We start from the raw sequence: 17,400 nt of genomic DNA, 5'->3' as shown, positions 1-17,400 counted from the left end.
AATCTGCTGGTTGACGCACCCTACACAAGCACATAAATGGTTATTTTACTCTCAACTAAAACTGCTAGAACTGCTCGGAATAGGAGGTGGAGCAGCTAAAATCCGTTCAGCTAACTTCGAGAGTGGCAAACTTTGCACATATACTTTTCCCGGCCCAGTCATCTTTGCCAAAAACAAGCCTTCACCTCCAAATAAAGCATTTTTAAACCCGCCAACAAACTGAATATCGTAATCTACACTCGCTGCAAAAGCTACTAAACACCCGGTGTCTACTCGCAACACTTCGCCAACTCCCAAATTTTTCTCAACTATTGTTCCTCCCGCATGAACAAAAGCTAGCCCGTCACCCTGCAATTTTTGCAGAATAAAACCTTCTCCGCCAAAGAAACCGGCACCCAGCCGCTTGGTGAATGCTACCTCAATGTCAATGCCGTTGGCCGCACAGAGAAATGAGTCTTTTTGACACAAAAATTTACCGCCAAGTTGGCCTAAATCTAGGGGAATTACTTTACCCGGATAGGGGGCGGCAAAAGCGACGCGGGCCTTACGATTTCCAGCGTTGACAAAGGTGGTAATGAAAAAACCCTCTCCTGTCAGCATCCGTTTGAAACCTTGAAATAAGCCACCGCCTGTGGATGTTTGCATTTGGATGTCGCCTTCCATGTATGTCATGGTTCCAGCTTCAGCCCTGACGCCTTCTCTGGGGTCGAGTTCAATTTCGATGAGTTGCAAATCGTCGCCGTAAATTTTGTAGTCAATAATATCTGCCATATGTTTCCCCTCAAGTTCAAAAACGAAGCTGTTTGCTAGGGATATCTAAGTAGGTGGACATATATATTGCGTCTCCTCCGAGAGAAACACAGCTTTTCCCAAGTCTATTGGGATTGCTTTGTTTGTCTCTTGCAAGTGAAATTGATTTATTTCCACCTACTTATAAATTACACGATATTTTTGCACTCAAAGTTCAAGTTCTTCTTTTTCGAGCTGCACTTGGGGGTCTTGTTCCAGGCTGGGGTAAGTAGATGCGTACTTCGGTCTTCTGAACAGAGTGCGGATTTGGCCGAAACCTTGATGTTGCAGCCATCCGACTAAGCCGTCGGGTAGCACTGTGACTACTATTAGGAATAGCGCACCTTGGAAAAACAGCCAAACTTCGGGGAATTGTTCGCTCAAGAAACTCTTGCCAAAGTTGACTAGCAGTGTTCCCAATATTGCTCCCGATAATGTGGCGCGACCTCCCACTGCAACCCAGATTACCATTTCAATGGAAAAGGCAATATCCATTGCTTTTGGCGAAATAATTCCGGTTTGTACTGTAAATAATGCGCCTGCAATCCCGGCTAAACCGGCGGAAATTGCAAAGACTAAAACTTTGTAGCCTGTGGGATTATAACCTGAGAAACGCAGCCGCACTTCGTCGTCGCGAATTGCTACTAGCAGCCGACCGAAACGCCCGCTGGTCAACCAGCGGCAGAGGGCATAAGTTGCTGCTAAAAATAAGATGGTGAGAATGTAGAAAATATATTGAGTATCTCGGTCATTGACTGGGGCTCCGAACAGGGTTTTAAAGTCGGTGAGTCCGTTGGTGCCGTTAATCAGTTTTTGCTGACCGTTAAAGAAGTTGAAAAATACAATGGTTGCTGCTTGGGTGAGAATTGAAAAGTAAACGCCTCGAATTCGATTGCGGAATACTAAATAACCTAAAAGTGCGCCCAAGATGGCGGGGATGAGAACTACTGCTAATGCTGAGAAGGGAAATGAATAAAATGGTTGCCAAAACCAGGGGAGTTCGGTAACGCCGTAGAGGTTCATAAATTCTGGCAATTGACTGCTGGCGGTTGGGGGAATTTGCAGTTTTAGGTGCATGGCTAAGGCGTAGCCACCGATCGCAAAAAACACCCCATGCCCTAAACTAAGCAAACCCGTGTATCCCCAAATCAAGTCTATGCCGAGGGCGGCAATTGCTAGTGCTAAAAATCGCCCCAATTGATTGAGCCGAACGTCGGGGAGTATTCCTGGGATCAGCAATATGAATGTGAGGGCGATCGCGCTGACAATTACCGCTTCTTTTAGCCAGGGTTTTTGATGTTTGTTCTGCATTTTTCGCTACACTCGCAGTTGTAATTTTTAATTTTCTACAGTCCGTCCTTTTTGCGGGAAAATCCCTCCCGGCTTCACTTGCAGAAAAGCCATAATTAAAGCGAATACCATTACTTTTGCCATACTGGTTGTGGCGAAAAATGTGAAGAAGTCGGCTAAAGGCTTGACAGGAGCGAACATTATTGCTAATGTTCCCGAACCAATCAGGTAATTGGCAGTGCCGATCGCGATCGCAGCAACTACACTCCCCACAATCTTGCCTACACCGCCCACAACCACCACCATAAAGGTATCGACTATATAATTTTGTCCCGTGTTTGACCCTACCGAACCGATCAAACTAATCGCGCACCCAGCGACACCGGCCAACCCTGAACCCAAAGCAAAAGTCAGCGCGTCTACTTGTTCGGTAGGAATTCCCAAACACGCACTCATGCTGCGATTTTGCGTCACAGCGCGAATGCGAAGTCCCCACACAGAACGCTGCAAAAATAGGTAAATTCCCGCCAAACAAATTCCGGTCAGCACAATAATAAAAATTCGGGCATAGGGCAATTGAAAATTGCCCAGCGGTATGCCACCCCGCAACCATGTCGGTGCCGTTACGTCCACATTTTGAGCGCCAAACCAAGGTTGAGTTACTGCCAATTTGTAAGTTTGTCCTAAAAAGGCGCTCACCGCCCAGGAAATACCCAAAGATAAAGGCAAAAGGAGGGCGATAATTTTGCTACGAATGCGATCGAAATCCAGGCGAGATTTCAGCACCCGCAAACCCCCAAAAAACAGCAAACAAAACACCGCAAGCCCAATTACCAGCACCCAACTAACGCTGCGGACAAACTGCTGCAAAATTAAACTTACGCCCCAAGTTGCCAGCAGAGTTTCTAGCGGCCGCCCGTAAAGATAGCGAATCACTCCGCGTTCGAGAATTAATCCTACCAATGCAGCTACTAAAAAAGCTAGGGGAATCGCAAATAAAATATAGGTTTCAAAAGCGAATCCTCCCATACCTTTGAAGACATTTTGCACCACGAAAGTTGTATAAGCCCCCAGCATCATCAACTCGCCATGAGCCATATTAATCACGCCCATCAGCCCGAAAATAATCGCTAATCCCAGGGCAGCAATTAGTAAAACAGCGCCGATGCTAATGCCATTAAATAAACCGTCTAATATCGCCACTGTTGTTGTTACTCCTGCATTAAGTCGGTTAACTTTGTTCGCCGATAATTAGGGGCAGATTTTACCCCATTGGTGTCAACTTAAGCGTCAACTTTTCTATAAAAAATGCTTATATTCAGTATTTAGATTCCCCCAAATCCCCCTTAATAAGGGGGACTTTGAAGACTCCCGTTCCCCCTTATTAAGGGAGTAGGGGGTGACGCAATAACGCTCTTGTCCCCCCTTATTAAGGGGGGATAAAAGATACGTTGTTAACGGGAGCATCTCATATTTGTAAAAACACTTCTTCTGGCTCCTTCCTTCTTACTTCTTCCTCTTTTCTCCTGGCTCCTGACTCCTGACTCCTAACTCCACTTTCTAGCTTGGCTGCAAAAGTGAGATGCTCCCTTGTTAACGTTAACAAAATTGGTATTACCTACTTATCAAGCTTTGAATTTTCCACCTTTTGCGGGGTCTGACCAATCGCAAGCCAAGCCTTTTGTTTCAGCGACAAACTGATTCCAAGGCACCGGCTTCACTGCTGCTGGTGTAGCAAAAGCGATGTTAAACAAACCGTCTTCTCTCACTTCGCCCAACCGCACAAATTTAGAAAGGTGATGGTTAACATCCATCGTTACTGTTCCCCCTGGGGCGTCAAAGGTTTGACCCAAAGCTGCTGCCCGCACTTTTTCCAAATCGTCGGCTGTCCCTGCTTTTTCGACGGCTTGCTTCCACAGGTAAACCATGATATAAGCTGCTTCCATCGGGTCGTTAGTGACTCTATCGTTGCCGTATTTTGCCTTGAAAGCTTCCACAAACTTTGTATTAGCCGGAGAATCCACAGTCATGAAGTAATTCCAGGCGGCGTAATGGCCTTTAAGATATTCTACGCCGATCGCCTTTACTTCTTCTTCTGCAATACTGACAGACATTGACGGATACCTGTCCGGCCCCAAACCTGCACCCTGCAACTGTTTGAAAAATGCTACGTTGCTGTCGCCGTTGAGGGAATTGAAAATGACGCCCCCGTCTGGCAACGCTGCCTTAATTTTAGTAATAATTGGCGTGACTTCTGTACCGCCCAAAGGAATGTAATCTTCTCCAACTACTTCGCCGCCTTTGGCTGCTAGCTGTGCCTTGATAATGGTATTTGCCGTCCGGGGGAAAACGTAGTCAGACCCGACTAAGAAGAATCTTTTTCCTTTATTTTCTAGCAGCCAGTCAACTGCTGGTTCGATTTGTTGGTTCGGTGCCGCCCCGGTATAAAAGATATTTTTGGAACACTCTTGACCCTCGTATTGTACGGGATACCAGAGCATATGATTTTTTTCTTCAAATACCGGCAATACTGCTTTGCGACTGGCGGATGTCCAGCAGCCGAAGACGGCGACAACTTTATCTTGATCGATCAATTTTTTGGCTTTTTCGGCAAAAGTCGGCCAGTCCGAGTTGCCATCTTCTATTACTGCTTCGATTTGTCTTCCGAGGACGCCACCAGCTTTATTGATTTCTTCGATCGCTAATTGTTCGGCATCGACAACGCTTTTTTCGCTGATTGACATCGTGCCGCTCAAGGAATGCAAAATTCCTACTTTGATCGTGTTTCCGCCCCCGGCTGCGGCTGGTGTAGTTCCTGTTGCTGTGGGAGAAGCTGCTGGAGTTGCTGTTGGAGTGGGAGTTCTACAAGCTTTGAGAAATAAACTTGATGTGAGGGTAGCAGAACTGTATAAAAGAAATTTCCGCCGATCGAATCGCTTTGTCATTTTTTCTGGTTACTCTTGAATAGATGAGTCAGATGATTGAGAATAATAACACATAGCGACTTGATATTAAGACTCCCTTAATAAGATAGTTGTATTTTTGGATACAAAATTTATTATTAAGTAAATTAATGTTTAAGGATAATTTTTAACAATTTACAGTACAGTCTCTCAAAATGGTGGCGATCGCACTGCGCTTTGAGTACGATCGCACTTGTGTAAATCACCCGGATTGTCGAATAACAAATTATTTGTCGCTTTAACAAATTAATGTCGTCTGACTACGCTGAGCTGAAGTCCTTGCTCTATAAGGATTAGAGCAGCTTTTCTCACACCGAAATTACAGCAGTCACTTGAACAGGCTCGTTGTCGCTATTTAAACTTTGGACAACTTCTGTGTCGCTTCTTAAAAAACGAGACTTGCAAAAATTACGGCAGCGTCTAACAAATTAAGCTTGATTGTTTGAAAAAACAGCTTAAAATGTTGATTAGAGAATCAAACTCCTTTTCAGGTGTGCTGGTAATAAGAGATTGTACTCGATCGAGCTCCGTTAAGGCGATCGCTCCCTTCAAAGTCATTGCAGGAAAGCCAGACGCTTTTTGGCGCGAGCACCCTCGATCAAATCTCCGAAAGCATCCCGATAACCTACCTCCCGCCGTAGAATTCTCCTAAGTTTTGGCGTCGCCAAGGCTGCAACTCTCAACCCCGATCGCATTTGCATTTGTGTCAACGCTTTAGACTATTCCCGCTATCGAGACTGTCGCCCCGATTATATTCAAGCCATACAAGAAGTATTGCGGCTAGGGACAAGACAAGGAAGAGAAGGCGAAGCAATTTCTATCTCAACACCGCTGATTGAGCTAAACAAGACAGAAATCATTAAATTAGGTAATAATTGGAGAGTGCCTTCGGAAAAAACTTAGTCTTGTGACACCGACGGTGAGGTTGCTTGTGGCGTTTGCGATTCCTGTCACTTACCACGGGCAGCGTTTAAGGAGTTAGGTTTACAATATCCGCTGCCTTACGCTACTAACCCGAACACCGGTCGATAAAAATTTTCTTAAAGACTTTTCCGCAGAGAAGTTTAACCAATGGATAATCTCTTTTAATCAAAGCTTATTCCAAATAGCTTATAATAGTTATGAAATTTTTAACTGCCACTAAAATTCCTAAAAATTATGAAGAGGCGGCATTTTGTTGGATTCTCCCTATTGTTTGTAGCAAGCTGTTCTACAACAGTAAATCAATCTAATCGCAGTTTTTCTAATTTGGGCGTCAGTGAACCAGAAACCCTTGAATTTGCCGTAACTGATATTCAGGGAGCAGAAGATTTGCAGCAAAATTATCAAGCATTTCGGACTGTTCTTGGGGAAGTTTTGGAGAAAAAAATTGAATTGTTCCCAGTAGATAACTATATAGCAGCAGCCGTAGCTCTCCAGTCCGGTCAGCTAAAATTAGCTCTAACAGGGCCATCTGAATATGTGATTATGCGGGCGCGGACAAATGCTGTTCCCATCATTGCCATCACCCGCCCCAACTATCACTCGCTTATTCTTGTTCGTGCTAATAGCGAGATTAAGTCAGCAGCACAGTTGAAAGGTAAAAAAATAGCTATGTGGGAAGCAGGTTCCACCAGCGGTCATTTAGGGCCTACTAAAATTCTACTCGACGCTGGATTAAATCCCCAAACTGACATCAAAATCTCAATGTTGGGTAAAAATGGTTTACAAGCTCTCAAAAATGGTGAAGTTGATGCCTTAGGATTAGGCACTAGAAGATACGAAGACTTGCTCAATAGCGAGGGTTTATCAGACACTGGTGAGTGGCGGCTAATTGCAACAGGGCAACCCTTGCCTAATGACCTATTTGTTGCTAGTAGCAATCTGCCTAATACCCTTGTTGAAAAAATGCGCGAGCGCCTGGAAAAAAATGAAGATAAACTGATTGAAGCCCTTTTGGTCAGCAATGTAAATGCCTATAAAGGAGCTAAACTGGTGCCAGTACGGGACAGTGATTATAACATGATTCGCGAAGTTTATAAAGCCATTGGTCAGGGGAATGTTTTTTAAGGTTAAATTTTATCTAATGCCGACTTTGTAGTAGGGATTTAGCTCTTAATCCATAAAATCTAGGGAATATTGGTTCTACCAGGAATAAGAGACTTTATTTATGTGCATTTACTAATAAATTTGTTAAAATTTAGCTCAGGTTGCCAATATGCAAAAATTTGAACAGGGAGAAAATGGGGCCGTAAAATTCCACAATCTTACCCTAAATAGACGGAAAAATAAAGCCGCTGTCACGGCAGGCGATCGCGACATCAAAAATTATATCCGAAAAACTCCCTTGACTGCCATTAACCGCTTAATTTCTCGCTTAAGCATTGCCAAAAAAATTACTTATGGCTACTCGCTAGCAATTGGAATAGCCGTACTAGGAACCACAGGGGGAATGCTCTTTGGAGACTATTATCAAAAGCAAGCTTTCCAAGCTCTAACCTTCGCTGATGAGCAACAACATTTGCTCAGGGATTTAGAATATTCCGTGCAGACAGTGCAGTCACATCCCAAACGCTTAATCTCTGTTTTGGGAGATTCAATCTGGTTTGAATATGAAACTGCTAAGTTCTTGAAAGATGTGGATGTAGTCAACACAAATATTGCAGAACTAGCTTTTTTTACGGAAGAACATTCCACAGAACTAGCAGTAAATTCTGCTGAATTAAAGGAACTGTTAAACGGTTACACGACTGCGACAGATTCGTATTCTCAATTGCTCAAATCTTTTTGGCAACAACTAGATACCTCCTCACTAAAACCAGCGGAAGTTAAAGATGCACAGCAGCAAGTATTGGATTTAATTAGAGGGAATAAAGCAGTTAAGCTCGATGTGAAGTTTGAGCGGCTGTCAGAGAGTTTGAGCTTGATGACACAAGTAGCTAAGGCACAGCAGAGAGAAGCTTACATTAATTTTAATAAAGCTGAGGACTTGCGAGTGCAAATCATCGTAGTGAGTATGTTAGTGTCAGTCGCGATCGCTATTTTTCTAGCCATCTGTACCAGCCGCGCGATCGCCCTTCCTCTCCAAGCGGTAACCAGGGTTGCTAAAACTATTACTCAACAAGCAAATTTTGATTTGCAAGTACCTGTCACTACAGAAGATGACGTAGGAACCTTAGCAAAATCCATTAATCAATTAGTTCAATGGGTAGCAGAATACACCCATGAATTAGAGCTGGCTCGCCAAACTTTGGAAGAGCGAGTAGAAGAAAGAACCGAAGAACTTACAGCAGCACTTTACCAACTTAAGCACACCCAAACCCAGTTAATTCAAACCGAAAAAATGTCCAGTTTAGGGCAGATGGTGGCAGGGGTAGCCCATGAAATAAACAACCCGGTTAACTTTATTCACGGCAACCTAGAATACGCCCACCAGTATATTATAGATTTGCTAAAGTTAATTCGTCTCTATCAGCAGGAATACCCGCAACCCACAGAGGCGATCGCAGAAGAAATCGCCGAGATCGAACTAGACTTTATCACAGAGGATTTACTAAAACTGCTTGAATCTATGAAAATAGGTTCAGAACGCATCCGGCAAATAGTTTTGTCTTTGCGAAACTTCTCTCGGTTAGATGAAGCTCAAATGAAATTAGTTGATATCCATGAAGGCATTGACAATACACTATTGATTTTGAGCAGTCGCCTCAAGCAGGGAATTGAAGTTATCAAAAACTATGGAGAATTGCCAGAAATAGAGTGTTATCCAGCGCAGCTAAATCAAGTATTTATGAATATTATAGTAAATGCGATAGATGCACTCGAAGAGTCAGGGGATAACTCTAAAAAAAGTAAAATTCCTCAGATTTTAATTCAGACGCAAAAGTTAGACAGTAGCCAAATTCGGGTGCGAATTAGCGATAACGGCCCGGGCATTTCACTCGCAATCCAAAACAAGCTATTTGACCCATTTTTTACAACTAAAGCACCAGGAAAGGGCACTGGTATTGGTCTGGCGATTTGCTACCAGATTGTGGAAAAACATCGGGGGAAAATAGAGGTAATTTCATCTTTGGGAGGGGGAGCAGAGTTTGCGATCACACTTCCTGCCTCCTCTCAAACTTGAAGCTAGATATTGTTTATTATGACCACATTAATGTGGTAACGATGACACATAATTTGTTATTTGACCTATGGAGAATAGCGGACTCGAACCGCTGGCCTCTGCGGTGCGATCGCAGCGCTCTACCAACTGAGCTAATTCCCCTGATTAAGTTTTAATTTAGCATTTTAGATGCGGGATTGCCGAATCTAAAAGGCTTACAGGTCTTGCTTGCTCTCACGTTCGCAGACCGTCACCTACACTAGCACGTAACTGCTAAAAAGGTCAAGTTTTTTCCGCAGGCGACTCAGTGGGAGCGATCGAGCAAACTTGCGCCACTCTGTCCAACTCTACATCCGCAAAATAGTCCACCGTCCAATTAGCTTGGCGCTGGATCATGTGAAACGGGTAAGTGTGAGTCACACCCGCTACCTGAATCCCCGCTTTTTTCGCCGCTTCAATCCCCGCAAAAGTATCTTCCACGGCCAAACACTCGATCGGTTGCAGGTTAAAGTCGGGATATTTCTGGTTGAGAAGTTCCACAGCCAATAGATAGCCGTCGGGTGCTGGTTTGCTCGCCGTCAAGTCGTCGCCTGCGACAATGAACTCAAAGTTTGCTGCCAAACCGGCCCGATCTAACACCAATTCTATCTCCGATCGCATTGCCCCGCTAACTACGGCCATTTTCAGTCCAGCGACCCGAATTTTGTCAATAAATTCTGCCAAACCCGGATAAATCGGCAGTTTCTCCAAAGTATCTATTTGGGCTTTGTAAGCTTGGGCCTTGTGCCGCAGCAGCCGATCGAGATATGTTTCTGTTAGATATCGTCCTCGGCGCTCCAGCAGTGCGGTAATGCAAGCGCGATCGCTCCTTCCCAAACAAACTTCTCGAAACTCCCCACGTTTGAGCTGGAGATTTTCATCGAGCATCAATTGATCGATTATTTTCTCGTGAAGTGGCTCGTCATTAACAATCACGCCATTAAAATCAAATAAAACTGCTTTTAGAGTCATTAGTCATGAGTCATTAGTCATGAGTCATTAGTCATTAGTCATTAGTCATTAGTCATTAGTCAGTCAACAGTCAACAGTCAACAGTCAACCGTCAACAATCAACAGTTAATAGATCAAGCAGGAGCTGGAATGCCTGGTAAATCGCCATCAAAATCAGGAGTTCGATCGCCCAAATTCCACCCCCTTGCCACTCGCATCTGTTCCAAATCTTCCCCCGGCAAAGGTTTCACCCCCTGCGTCACCTGATTCACCCACCAGTGTTCGTGAGTTTGCACCGCCGCGAATCCAGCCGCCCCCGCCCAAGCATCGAGGCTACCGGCGGCGTAAGACTTAATATAAGGCTCCTCAAAGATATCAGTCAGCCACTCTGTCTGGCGCAAAGTTTTTTGATTTCCGTCCAAAATTGCCACTTGTCCCCCAACCTTCAGCAGTCGGAAGCTTTCTCGCAAAATTGCCCGCGATACAGCAGGCGGCGTCTCGTGAAACAGCAAGGAAGCTGCGACTAAATCGAAGCTAGCATCGGGAAAGGCAACGCTTTCGGCATTTCCGTGCAACCACTGGATATTTAAGCCTGCTTTTTGCGCTTTCATTTCGGCAACTACCAGCATATAAGGCGACAAGTCCAAGCCCACAACTTCCGCTTCGGGAAAGGCTTGCTTGAGCATGAGCGTTGTCGAACCAGTGCCGCATCCCAAATCGATAATTCGGCGCGGTTTTACCCGTACAGCGTCAATTAAGCCTTGTCTGACGACTGTTTCGTGGGGAGGCAAAACATATTGCGTGATTGGATCGTAGGAAACCGCGGCACCGGGGTTGAGGTAGCCGCGTTTAATGCCATGAAAGTTTTGGCTGCTGTAATATTCGGGATAAACTAAGTCCGGTTGTCGGTAGCGATCGCCCGCTGTTTCCCAATCGATACCTTCGTAGAGGCGTTTGAGTGCTTGTTCGTCGATCGCCAGTCGAATCAGGGGCGACAAAAAGCGCTCGAAAATTGTATCCTTGCCAACAGCCATAAAACACCTTTAACAAAAACTCTTCTCATTTTAGCCAAGGCCAGTCAACTTAGCATTAATTAAAACTTTTTGTCCCCTCCAACATCTTCCCTCGAACCTCTATCGCTTACCTCGGTTAAAAACTCCGTGGGCTTCCATTCCCACTTCCTCCTGATACCAGTTTCCAAAAATATTGCAACTATAGATAATATCCAAAACCTTGTATTATCAGGCTTTCCCAAATTTAAAATCTAAAATCTAAAATAGTCTTACTTCGCGTTATTAATAGGAACTTTTACCACAAACTCCGTGCCCCCGCCCGGAGGTTGAGAAATTTTGATGCTGCCGCCGTGTCCATCCACTACAATTTTGTAGCTAATGGCTAATCCCAAACCAGTGCCTTTGCCTACCTCTTTAGTAGTAAAAAATGGGTTAAAAATTTGGTCTTTAACGCTGGCGGGAATGCCGGGGCCGTTGTCGGCGATCGCCACTTTCAGAAATTTTCCGCCATGTTCTCGAACTACTCCCGTAGAAATTGTAATGATTTTATCCAGGCGATCGATATCGTTCAAGGCATCGATCGCATTACTCAGCAAATTCATAAACACCTGATTTAGCTGAGAAGGATAGCACTCCACTGAAGGCACTTTTCCGTATTTCTTGACTATATAAATTCTATTTTTAATGCGGTTGGAGAGCAGCAGTAACGTATTTTCTATACCTTCGTGAATGTCGGCCAGCTTTTTATCAGATTCATCGAGGCGAGAAAAGTTACGTAAAGAAAGAACGATGCTGCGAATGCGTTCGGTTCCTATTTTCATAGAATCCAATATCTGCGGCAAATCTTCCTCGATAAATTCTAACTCAATTTCTTCTGTAAAATCTGTGATTTCCGGGGGAACCTCTGGGAAGGTTTGTTTGTATAAACTCACCAATGCTAATAAATCTTTAGTATATTTGCTGGTGTGAGGTAAATTAGCCGAAATGAAGTTAACCGGGTTGTTGATTTCGTGCGCTATCCCGCCTACCATTTGACCTAGAGATGACATTTTTTCGCTCTGCACTAAATGAGTTTGAGTCTTTTTCAGTTCATTTAAGGCACGATTAAGCAGTTTTACTTGGTCTTGGGTTTGACTGTAAAGGTGAGCTTGAGTAATGGCGATCGCCAATTGGTCTGCCACCGCTTTTAAGAGTTGGATTTCCTCCTTGCTCCAAAGCCAATGAGTAACGTGGCTGCAAATTAAATAACCCTGCGGCTGGTTGGGAGTGTGGACAGGAACGGCTAAATAGCTATTAGGTTTAATTTCGCTCGATTGAGCTGCACCCTCCGCCCAGGTGTCCCTCGAAAGAATAATGGGTTCGCATTGGTCACTCGGTATTGACAAATTTCCGACCAAGTAAGACTCAAACTTTTTAGCAGGCGTCGCACCATCAGATGGGCAACATTCCCATAGGATTTGTAACATTTTTTCTTGTGGTTTGTACCACCCAAAAGCCGCCCGTTCTAGGTGCAGCAAACTTACTATTTCTTCGACTGTGCTTTGCACGATTTTGTCTAATTCTAGGGAAGCGCGAATGCGTCCAGCAATCCGGTTGAGCATGGCTTCTCGCTCCGCTTGAGCGCGATTGTTTTCGGAGGAATAAATTAGCCATATTGCTGCTAGCATGGCTGGGCCGAGCAGTCCGGCGACTACGGATGTCAGCAAATTTAATGCTTGTAGTTTGGATTCAATATTTTCGCGGGGAATTACTAAAGCCATAGACCAGTTAACTTCCTTGAGGGGAGCATAGGCCACATACACCCATTTTTTGTCTATTTTTACCAGTTCAATGTTCGTCTGGCGGTCGATCATCTGCCGCGCAATTGTGGAGAGTGCGGGGTCTTGTGACTTTAAAAAGCTTGGGGCCGGCCAGTCGATATTTCCGATTAAGTTAGTGTTGGGATGAACAATTGGCACTCCTTGTGAATTGAGCGCAAAAGCATAACTGTTGGAACCGTACTGCAAGCCGTTAGCTACAGATGTTACTCGGTCTAATTTAATGCTGCCCGATAGGACTCCAATTACTTGATTGGGAGCGGGGGGTAAGGTCCAAATAGGAGCTGAAATGATGATCGTAGGAATTTTTGTACTGCGGCCGATCAGCGGGTCGGAAACGTTGAGCTGCCCTGCCATTGCTTTTTTAAAGTGTTGGCGGTCTTTGCTGTTGGCGCGGTTGCCTAGAGTGTTGATAAATGAGCCGTCTGGTTGAGTTAATGACAGGATGAAATACTCTTTTAACCTGTATATCTCTCCTTGCAACCTGGGTTCGACTAATTTCCAATTAAGAGTGCTAACCGTAGGATCGTAAGCAATGGTTTCTATTTCTGCTTTGCGACTGCTGAGCCAGCGGTCAATTTCGTCGGTGCCTTTTTCTAGTTTTAATAGTGCTATTTGCTTTAAATTGTCGAGGATTAGCCCACGCACAAAAAAATAGCTGATGCAAGCAGTTGTGCTAATGGTTAAAGCCGTGGTGGCCAGAATTAGCAGGGTCAGCAAATGGCGGCGCTGCCGTCTGTGCTGCCAAAGACTGTGCGCTTGCTGCCACCGCGATTGAGCCGAATTGCTGATGTTTTGCCAAAAGCGGCGCAGCTTTTTTGTTTGTGGTGGCGCAGACACAGATCCGGCTTGATTTGCTGGGTTTTGCATCATCAAATGTTCCCTCAGAGTCAACTTCATCACACGGCTTTCGTCATTCGGCAGAATTAATCTCAGGTAAGTAGTGAGACAGTTTAAGAAAAGAATGCAACTGTAGCCAAGATTCCAATCCTGGTAGTCATCCGTCATTCGCCATCTAAAATCTAAAATCTAAAATCTAAAATCTAAAATGGTATTACTTACATTCCTGACTGCAAACAATTTTTCTTAGGGTTGCGCGCTCGCCTTCTATTTTGGCATCAATTTTATATTTCGACCTTCGGTTTACCTATTTGAGGCTTGTGCTTTACGATATCTTTAATATCTATCTCGTTTGTATAACAAAATAATTGTAAATAACACAGAGAAAATACGGAGTTTTTTAGATTAGCAATGTATTATAATGTATGAGCGAAACTCTCTTGACACTTTTACCAAGTTGTGCTTTGGTGTCAGGGGGAAATTTTTTCGTCTAAAGCTTTTTTAGCCAAGCGGGTTGCATAAACGGTGAGGGCGATCGTTGCTAGCAAACCAATGCCGTAAAGAGCCCACTCAGCAGCAGTGCGCGATCGCCCGCTAGATCCAAGTGCAGCCAAACTCCCAGCCAGGGAACCGATATAAACATACATGACTGTTCCGGGAATCATGCCGATCCAAGATGCCAAAAAATAGTCTTTGAGAGATACCTGCGTAACCCCAAAAGCATAGTTAAGCAAATTAAACGGAAATATGGGAGAAAGTCGCGTCAGCAGCACAATTTTCCATCCTTCAGAAGCAACTGCTGCATCGATCGCCTTAAATTTTTGATTACCCTCTATCTGTTTGGAAACCCAGTCGCGAGTTAAATACCTTCCTGTTAAAAAAGCGCAAGTTGCGCCTAAAACCGAGCCGATGGAAACACACACCGAACCGCCAACGACTCCGAACAAAACGCCAGAACCGAGAGTCAGCAAAGAACCAGGGATAAATAGAACCGTTGCTACAATGTAAATTAAAATAAAAGCTGCCGGGCCCCAAGGGCCGAGACTCGCGATCGACTCCAGCGCATTTTTCAGAATTCCTTGAAAGTTAAAAAACTGAGTCGCAGCAATTAAAGCCACAGCTAAACCAATCCCTAAAATCAGCTTCCACCTGTTTGATACTGGCGGCTTTTCACCGGGCGATCGCGAATCATTCATTACCTAAACTCTCCACTCTCAATAATATGGGCATGGGGCCCTGGGCCCAAAAGCATGGGGAATCGGGAATCGGGCCCAAGAGCATAGTTTCTTCCCTCTTCCTTCTTCCTTCTTCCTTCTTCCTTCTTCCTTCTTCCTTCTTCCTTCTTCCTTCTCAAATCAAAGTACCGCCGCAGCTAGAACCGCTACCCGCCGTACAGCCGTAACAATAAGCAGCAGTTTGCACCTCTTGAATCACATCTAAACTACCAGATTCGAGCAATTTAGCAGCAGTTATCTTTTCCCCCTGGGCAGTTTTCGCCGGCAGATTTTCCATTTGGTTAAAATCGCAGTCGTAGACATTGCCCAAATAGTCGATCGACAATTCGTTGCGGCACATTAAATGTTCCAGAGTACCGGGATTAAAATTATCCTCCAAAAACCCCAGATAAGGCTTGTGCAGTTTCTTATGTTGCAAATGAAACTTAGTCCGTCCCACGGGCAAATTAGTAATCGCGAACAATTGATTAAAACAAATCCCAAAATGTTCGGCTAAATAAACCTTGTAATCTTGCTCTAACTTGCCTTGTTCCGGTGTTAGCGAAAACTTGTCTGTTGCCGGCACTTGGGGATTGTACACCAAATCGAGAATTAAATTTGGGTTTTTTCCGTATCCCAACTGATTTAGCTTTTGCAGGGCCAGAATCGAACTGTCAAAAACACCGTTGCCGCGCATTTTGTCCACATTGTCAGCTTGATAGCAGGGAAGCGACGCCACAATTCTGAGTTGATGCTGCGCGCAATATTCGGGAATATCTTCAAAACCTTTTTCAAAGTAAATCGTCAAATTAGAACGAACAATTACTTCTTTATCTGCTGCCCTGGCAGCTTCCGCTAGCGGTTTAAAACCGTAAAGCATTTCGGGAGCACCGCCGGTGAGGTCAACAGTTTTAATTTGAGGAAAGCGGCGAATTATTTCAATTAATTGGTCGCAAATTTCCGGGGAAAGTTCTTCTGTTCGTGTCGGGCTAGCTTCTACGTGGCAGTGACTGCAAGCGAGGTTGCAGCGTTTGCCCAGATTAATTTGTAAAACTGTAATCTGCTTTTTAGTTAAAGCTGAGTTGAGTTTGTTTTTGAAAGGGGTGACTGCTGTCTGAATCATGTGCTAAACTTTTTCGTCTCTGCTCGCAACGGATTTAGAGGCGTTCTGGCGGAACGCCTCTGATAATTTAGCATTAATTATGTGGATGCGACAGATCCAAATTTTAACCGATCGCTAGAGAAGCCCTCGAAACCTGCAAGGCAAGGGTTATAAATTTGACCCTAATCTTACTTTAGAGAGTCAACTAATGTTTCAACTCGTGCTTTAATTTCATCTCGAACGCGGTGAAAAGTTTCGATGGGTTGTCCATCGGGGTCGTCGAGTTGCCAATCTTCAAACACTTCTCGCAATACCCACGCTTCGGGTAAATTCACGCCACAGCCGCAGAGAGAAATTACTGCATCGTAATCTTCTGCATTGAATTCGTTTAATGGGTTGGATGTTTGATCGGTGATGTCAATACCAATTTCTGACATGACTTGAATTGCTGTCGGATGAACTCTGCTTGATTCTAAACCGGAACTGGTGACTCCAATCTTGCCGGCTCCGATGGTTTTAGCGAATCCTTCTGCCATTTGCGATCGGCAGGAGTTTCTTTTGCAAACAAACATTACTTTTTTCATGGTTTTTGTTAGTTGTGGGTTATGGGTTGTTGTCAGGGTTCCGGCGGTTTCTAAGCGCCCGGTAATTCAAGGGCGCGATTTGCTAGTGCGATCGCCTCTTTAGCGGCTTGTTCCTTGCGTTCGCTGTAGCGATCGGTCAAATAGTCGGCTTGCTCCCGCAACAGCAGGGTAAACTTGTACAATTCCTCCATTACGTCGATCGCGCGATCGCGATAAGGCGAATCCTTCATCGTCCCATCATCATTAAATTCCTGATAAGCTTTCGCAACCGAAGACTGATTCGGAATCGTAAACATCCGCATCCAGCGGCCCAAAATTCTCAAAGTATTGACAGCATTAAAAGATTGCGAACCACCGCTAACTTGCATCACCGCCAAAGTTCTGCCTTGAGTCGGTCTGACAGCCCCAATGCTTAAAGGAATCCAGTCAATTTGGTTTTTCATAATGCCGGTAATATTCCCGTGCATTTCTGGACTCGACCACACTTGACCCTCCGACCATAGGCTCAATTCCCGTAATTCTTGAACCTTCGGATGCGTATCGGGAACGCTGCCGTAGATCGGCAATTCCAGAGGATTGAACAATCGAACTTCGGCACCAAAATCCTCAATAACTCTAGCAGATTCTTCCGCCAACAAGCGGCTGTAAGAACGCTCTCTTAAAGAGCCGTATAGAAACAAAATTCTCGGTTTGTGCGTAAAACTTGTCATGCTA

At 44.6% G+C, this 17,400-nt stretch carries 17 protein-coding genes and 1 tRNA gene; 3 read left to right on the top strand and 15 right to left on the bottom strand.

What is annotated here, in order from left to right; translation table 11 throughout:
- Positions 1-51 precede the first annotated feature (51 nt).
- From D0A37_RS04615 to D0A37_RS29305, 6 genes are all read right to left on the bottom strand, one after another.
- Positions 52-771, bottom strand: a complete 720-nt coding sequence (locus D0A37_RS04615; RefSeq protein WP_242721679.1) for a TIGR00266 family protein — start codon at positions 769-771, stop codon at positions 52-54.
- A 186-nt stretch (positions 772-957) separates the two neighbouring features.
- On the bottom strand, positions 958-2,100 hold the full coding sequence (urtC, locus tag D0A37_RS04610) for an urea ABC transporter permease subunit UrtC (protein ID WP_242721676.1): 1,143 nt from the start codon (positions 2,098-2,100) through the stop codon (positions 958-960).
- Positions 2,101-2,127: 27 nt separating this feature from the next.
- Positions 2,128-3,282 (bottom strand): ABC transporter permease subunit, encoded by a 1,155-nt coding sequence (locus D0A37_RS04605; RefSeq protein ID WP_242721673.1) that lies wholly within the window; start codon positions 3,280-3,282, stop codon positions 2,128-2,130.
- A gap of 265 nt (positions 3,283-3,547) precedes the next feature.
- Positions 3,548-3,685: a hypothetical protein gene (locus tag D0A37_RS04600; RefSeq protein ID WP_242721670.1), complete on the bottom strand. Its 138-nt coding sequence runs from the start codon at positions 3,683-3,685 to the stop codon at positions 3,548-3,550.
- Positions 3,686-3,704: 19 nt separating this feature from the next.
- Positions 3,705-5,024 carry an urea ABC transporter substrate-binding protein gene (gene urtA / locus D0A37_RS04595; RefSeq protein ID WP_242721667.1) on the bottom strand — a complete coding sequence of 440 codons (1,320 nt, stop codon included), beginning with the start codon at positions 5,022-5,024 and terminating at the stop codon, positions 3,705-3,707.
- A 572-nt stretch (positions 5,025-5,596) separates the two neighbouring features.
- Positions 5,597-5,752, bottom strand: a complete 156-nt coding sequence (locus D0A37_RS29305; RefSeq protein WP_445242479.1) for a hypothetical protein — start codon at positions 5,750-5,752, stop codon at positions 5,597-5,599.
- Between D0A37_RS29305 and D0A37_RS29300 the strand changes: the two genes are divergently transcribed.
- From D0A37_RS29300 to D0A37_RS04580, 3 genes are all read left to right on the top strand, one after another.
- Positions 5,685-5,945, top strand: coding sequence for a 7-cyano-7-deazaguanine synthase (locus D0A37_RS29300; RefSeq protein WP_445242535.1), 261 nt, complete (start codon positions 5,685-5,687; stop codon positions 5,943-5,945). The two genes, D0A37_RS29305 and D0A37_RS29300, sit on opposite strands and share 68 nt — an antisense overlap.
- Positions 5,946-6,200: 255 nt before the next feature.
- On the top strand, positions 6,201-7,091 hold the full coding sequence (locus D0A37_RS04585) for a phosphate/phosphite/phosphonate ABC transporter substrate-binding protein (protein WP_242721664.1): 891 nt from the start codon (positions 6,201-6,203) through the stop codon (positions 7,089-7,091).
- A 148-nt stretch (positions 7,092-7,239) separates the two neighbouring features.
- On the top strand, positions 7,240-9,147 hold the full coding sequence (locus D0A37_RS04580) for a sensor histidine kinase (protein ID WP_242721660.1): 1,908 nt from the start codon (positions 7,240-7,242) through the stop codon (positions 9,145-9,147).
- Positions 9,148-9,215: 68 nt separating this feature from the next.
- Here D0A37_RS04580 and D0A37_RS04575 read toward each other — a convergent pair.
- The 9 genes from D0A37_RS04575 to arsH all read right to left on the bottom strand — a co-directional run bounded on the left by D0A37_RS04575 (position 9,216) and on the right by arsH (position 17,396).
- Positions 9,216-9,288: transfer RNA gene (locus tag D0A37_RS04575), tRNA-Ala, on the bottom strand.
- Between the two features lie 120 nt (positions 9,289-9,408).
- Positions 9,409-10,137 carry an HAD family hydrolase gene (locus D0A37_RS04570; protein ID WP_242721657.1) on the bottom strand — a complete coding sequence of 243 codons (729 nt, stop codon included), beginning with the start codon at positions 10,135-10,137 and terminating at the stop codon, positions 9,409-9,411.
- 113 nt (positions 10,138-10,250) lie between these two features.
- Positions 10,251-11,150 carry a class I SAM-dependent methyltransferase gene (locus D0A37_RS04565; RefSeq protein WP_242721654.1) on the bottom strand — a complete coding sequence of 300 codons (900 nt, stop codon included), beginning with the start codon at positions 11,148-11,150 and terminating at the stop codon, positions 10,251-10,253.
- A gap of 248 nt (positions 11,151-11,398) precedes the next feature.
- A complete protein-coding gene (locus tag D0A37_RS04560; RefSeq protein WP_242721651.1) occupies positions 11,399-13,954 on the bottom strand; it encodes an ATP-binding protein in 2,556 nt (851 codons plus the stop codon).
- Between the two features lie 302 nt (positions 13,955-14,256).
- Positions 14,257-14,982 (bottom strand): TVP38/TMEM64 family protein, encoded by a 726-nt coding sequence (locus D0A37_RS04555; RefSeq protein WP_242721648.1) that lies wholly within the window; start codon positions 14,980-14,982, stop codon positions 14,257-14,259.
- A complete protein-coding gene (locus D0A37_RS04550; protein ID WP_242721645.1) occupies positions 14,982-15,140 on the bottom strand; it encodes a hypothetical protein in 159 nt (52 codons plus the stop codon). Before D0A37_RS04550 ends, D0A37_RS04555 begins: the two co-directional genes overlap by 1 nt.
- Complete coding sequence (gene arsS, locus D0A37_RS04545; protein ID WP_242721642.1) at positions 15,137-16,123, bottom strand: arsenosugar biosynthesis radical SAM (seleno)protein ArsS; 987 nt, start codon at positions 16,121-16,123, stop codon at positions 15,137-15,139. Before arsS ends, D0A37_RS04550 begins: the two co-directional genes overlap by 4 nt.
- Positions 16,124-16,290: 167 nt before the next feature.
- Positions 16,291-16,686 (bottom strand): arsenate reductase, glutathione/glutaredoxin type, encoded by a 396-nt coding sequence (gene arsC, locus D0A37_RS04540; protein ID WP_190732266.1) that lies wholly within the window; start codon positions 16,684-16,686, stop codon positions 16,291-16,293.
- Between the two features lie 50 nt (positions 16,687-16,736).
- Positions 16,737-17,396, bottom strand: a complete 660-nt coding sequence (arsH, locus tag D0A37_RS04535; protein ID WP_242721639.1) for an arsenical resistance protein ArsH — start codon at positions 17,394-17,396, stop codon at positions 16,737-16,739.
- Positions 17,397-17,400: the final 4 nt, after the last annotated feature.

It is taken from the genome of Microcoleus vaginatus HSN003, from assembly GCF_022701255.1.
Taxonomy (GTDB): domain Bacteria; phylum Cyanobacteriota; class Cyanobacteriia; order Cyanobacteriales; family Microcoleaceae; genus Microcoleus; species Microcoleus vaginatus_B.
This window is presented reverse-complemented; position numbering and strand designations above follow the sequence as displayed.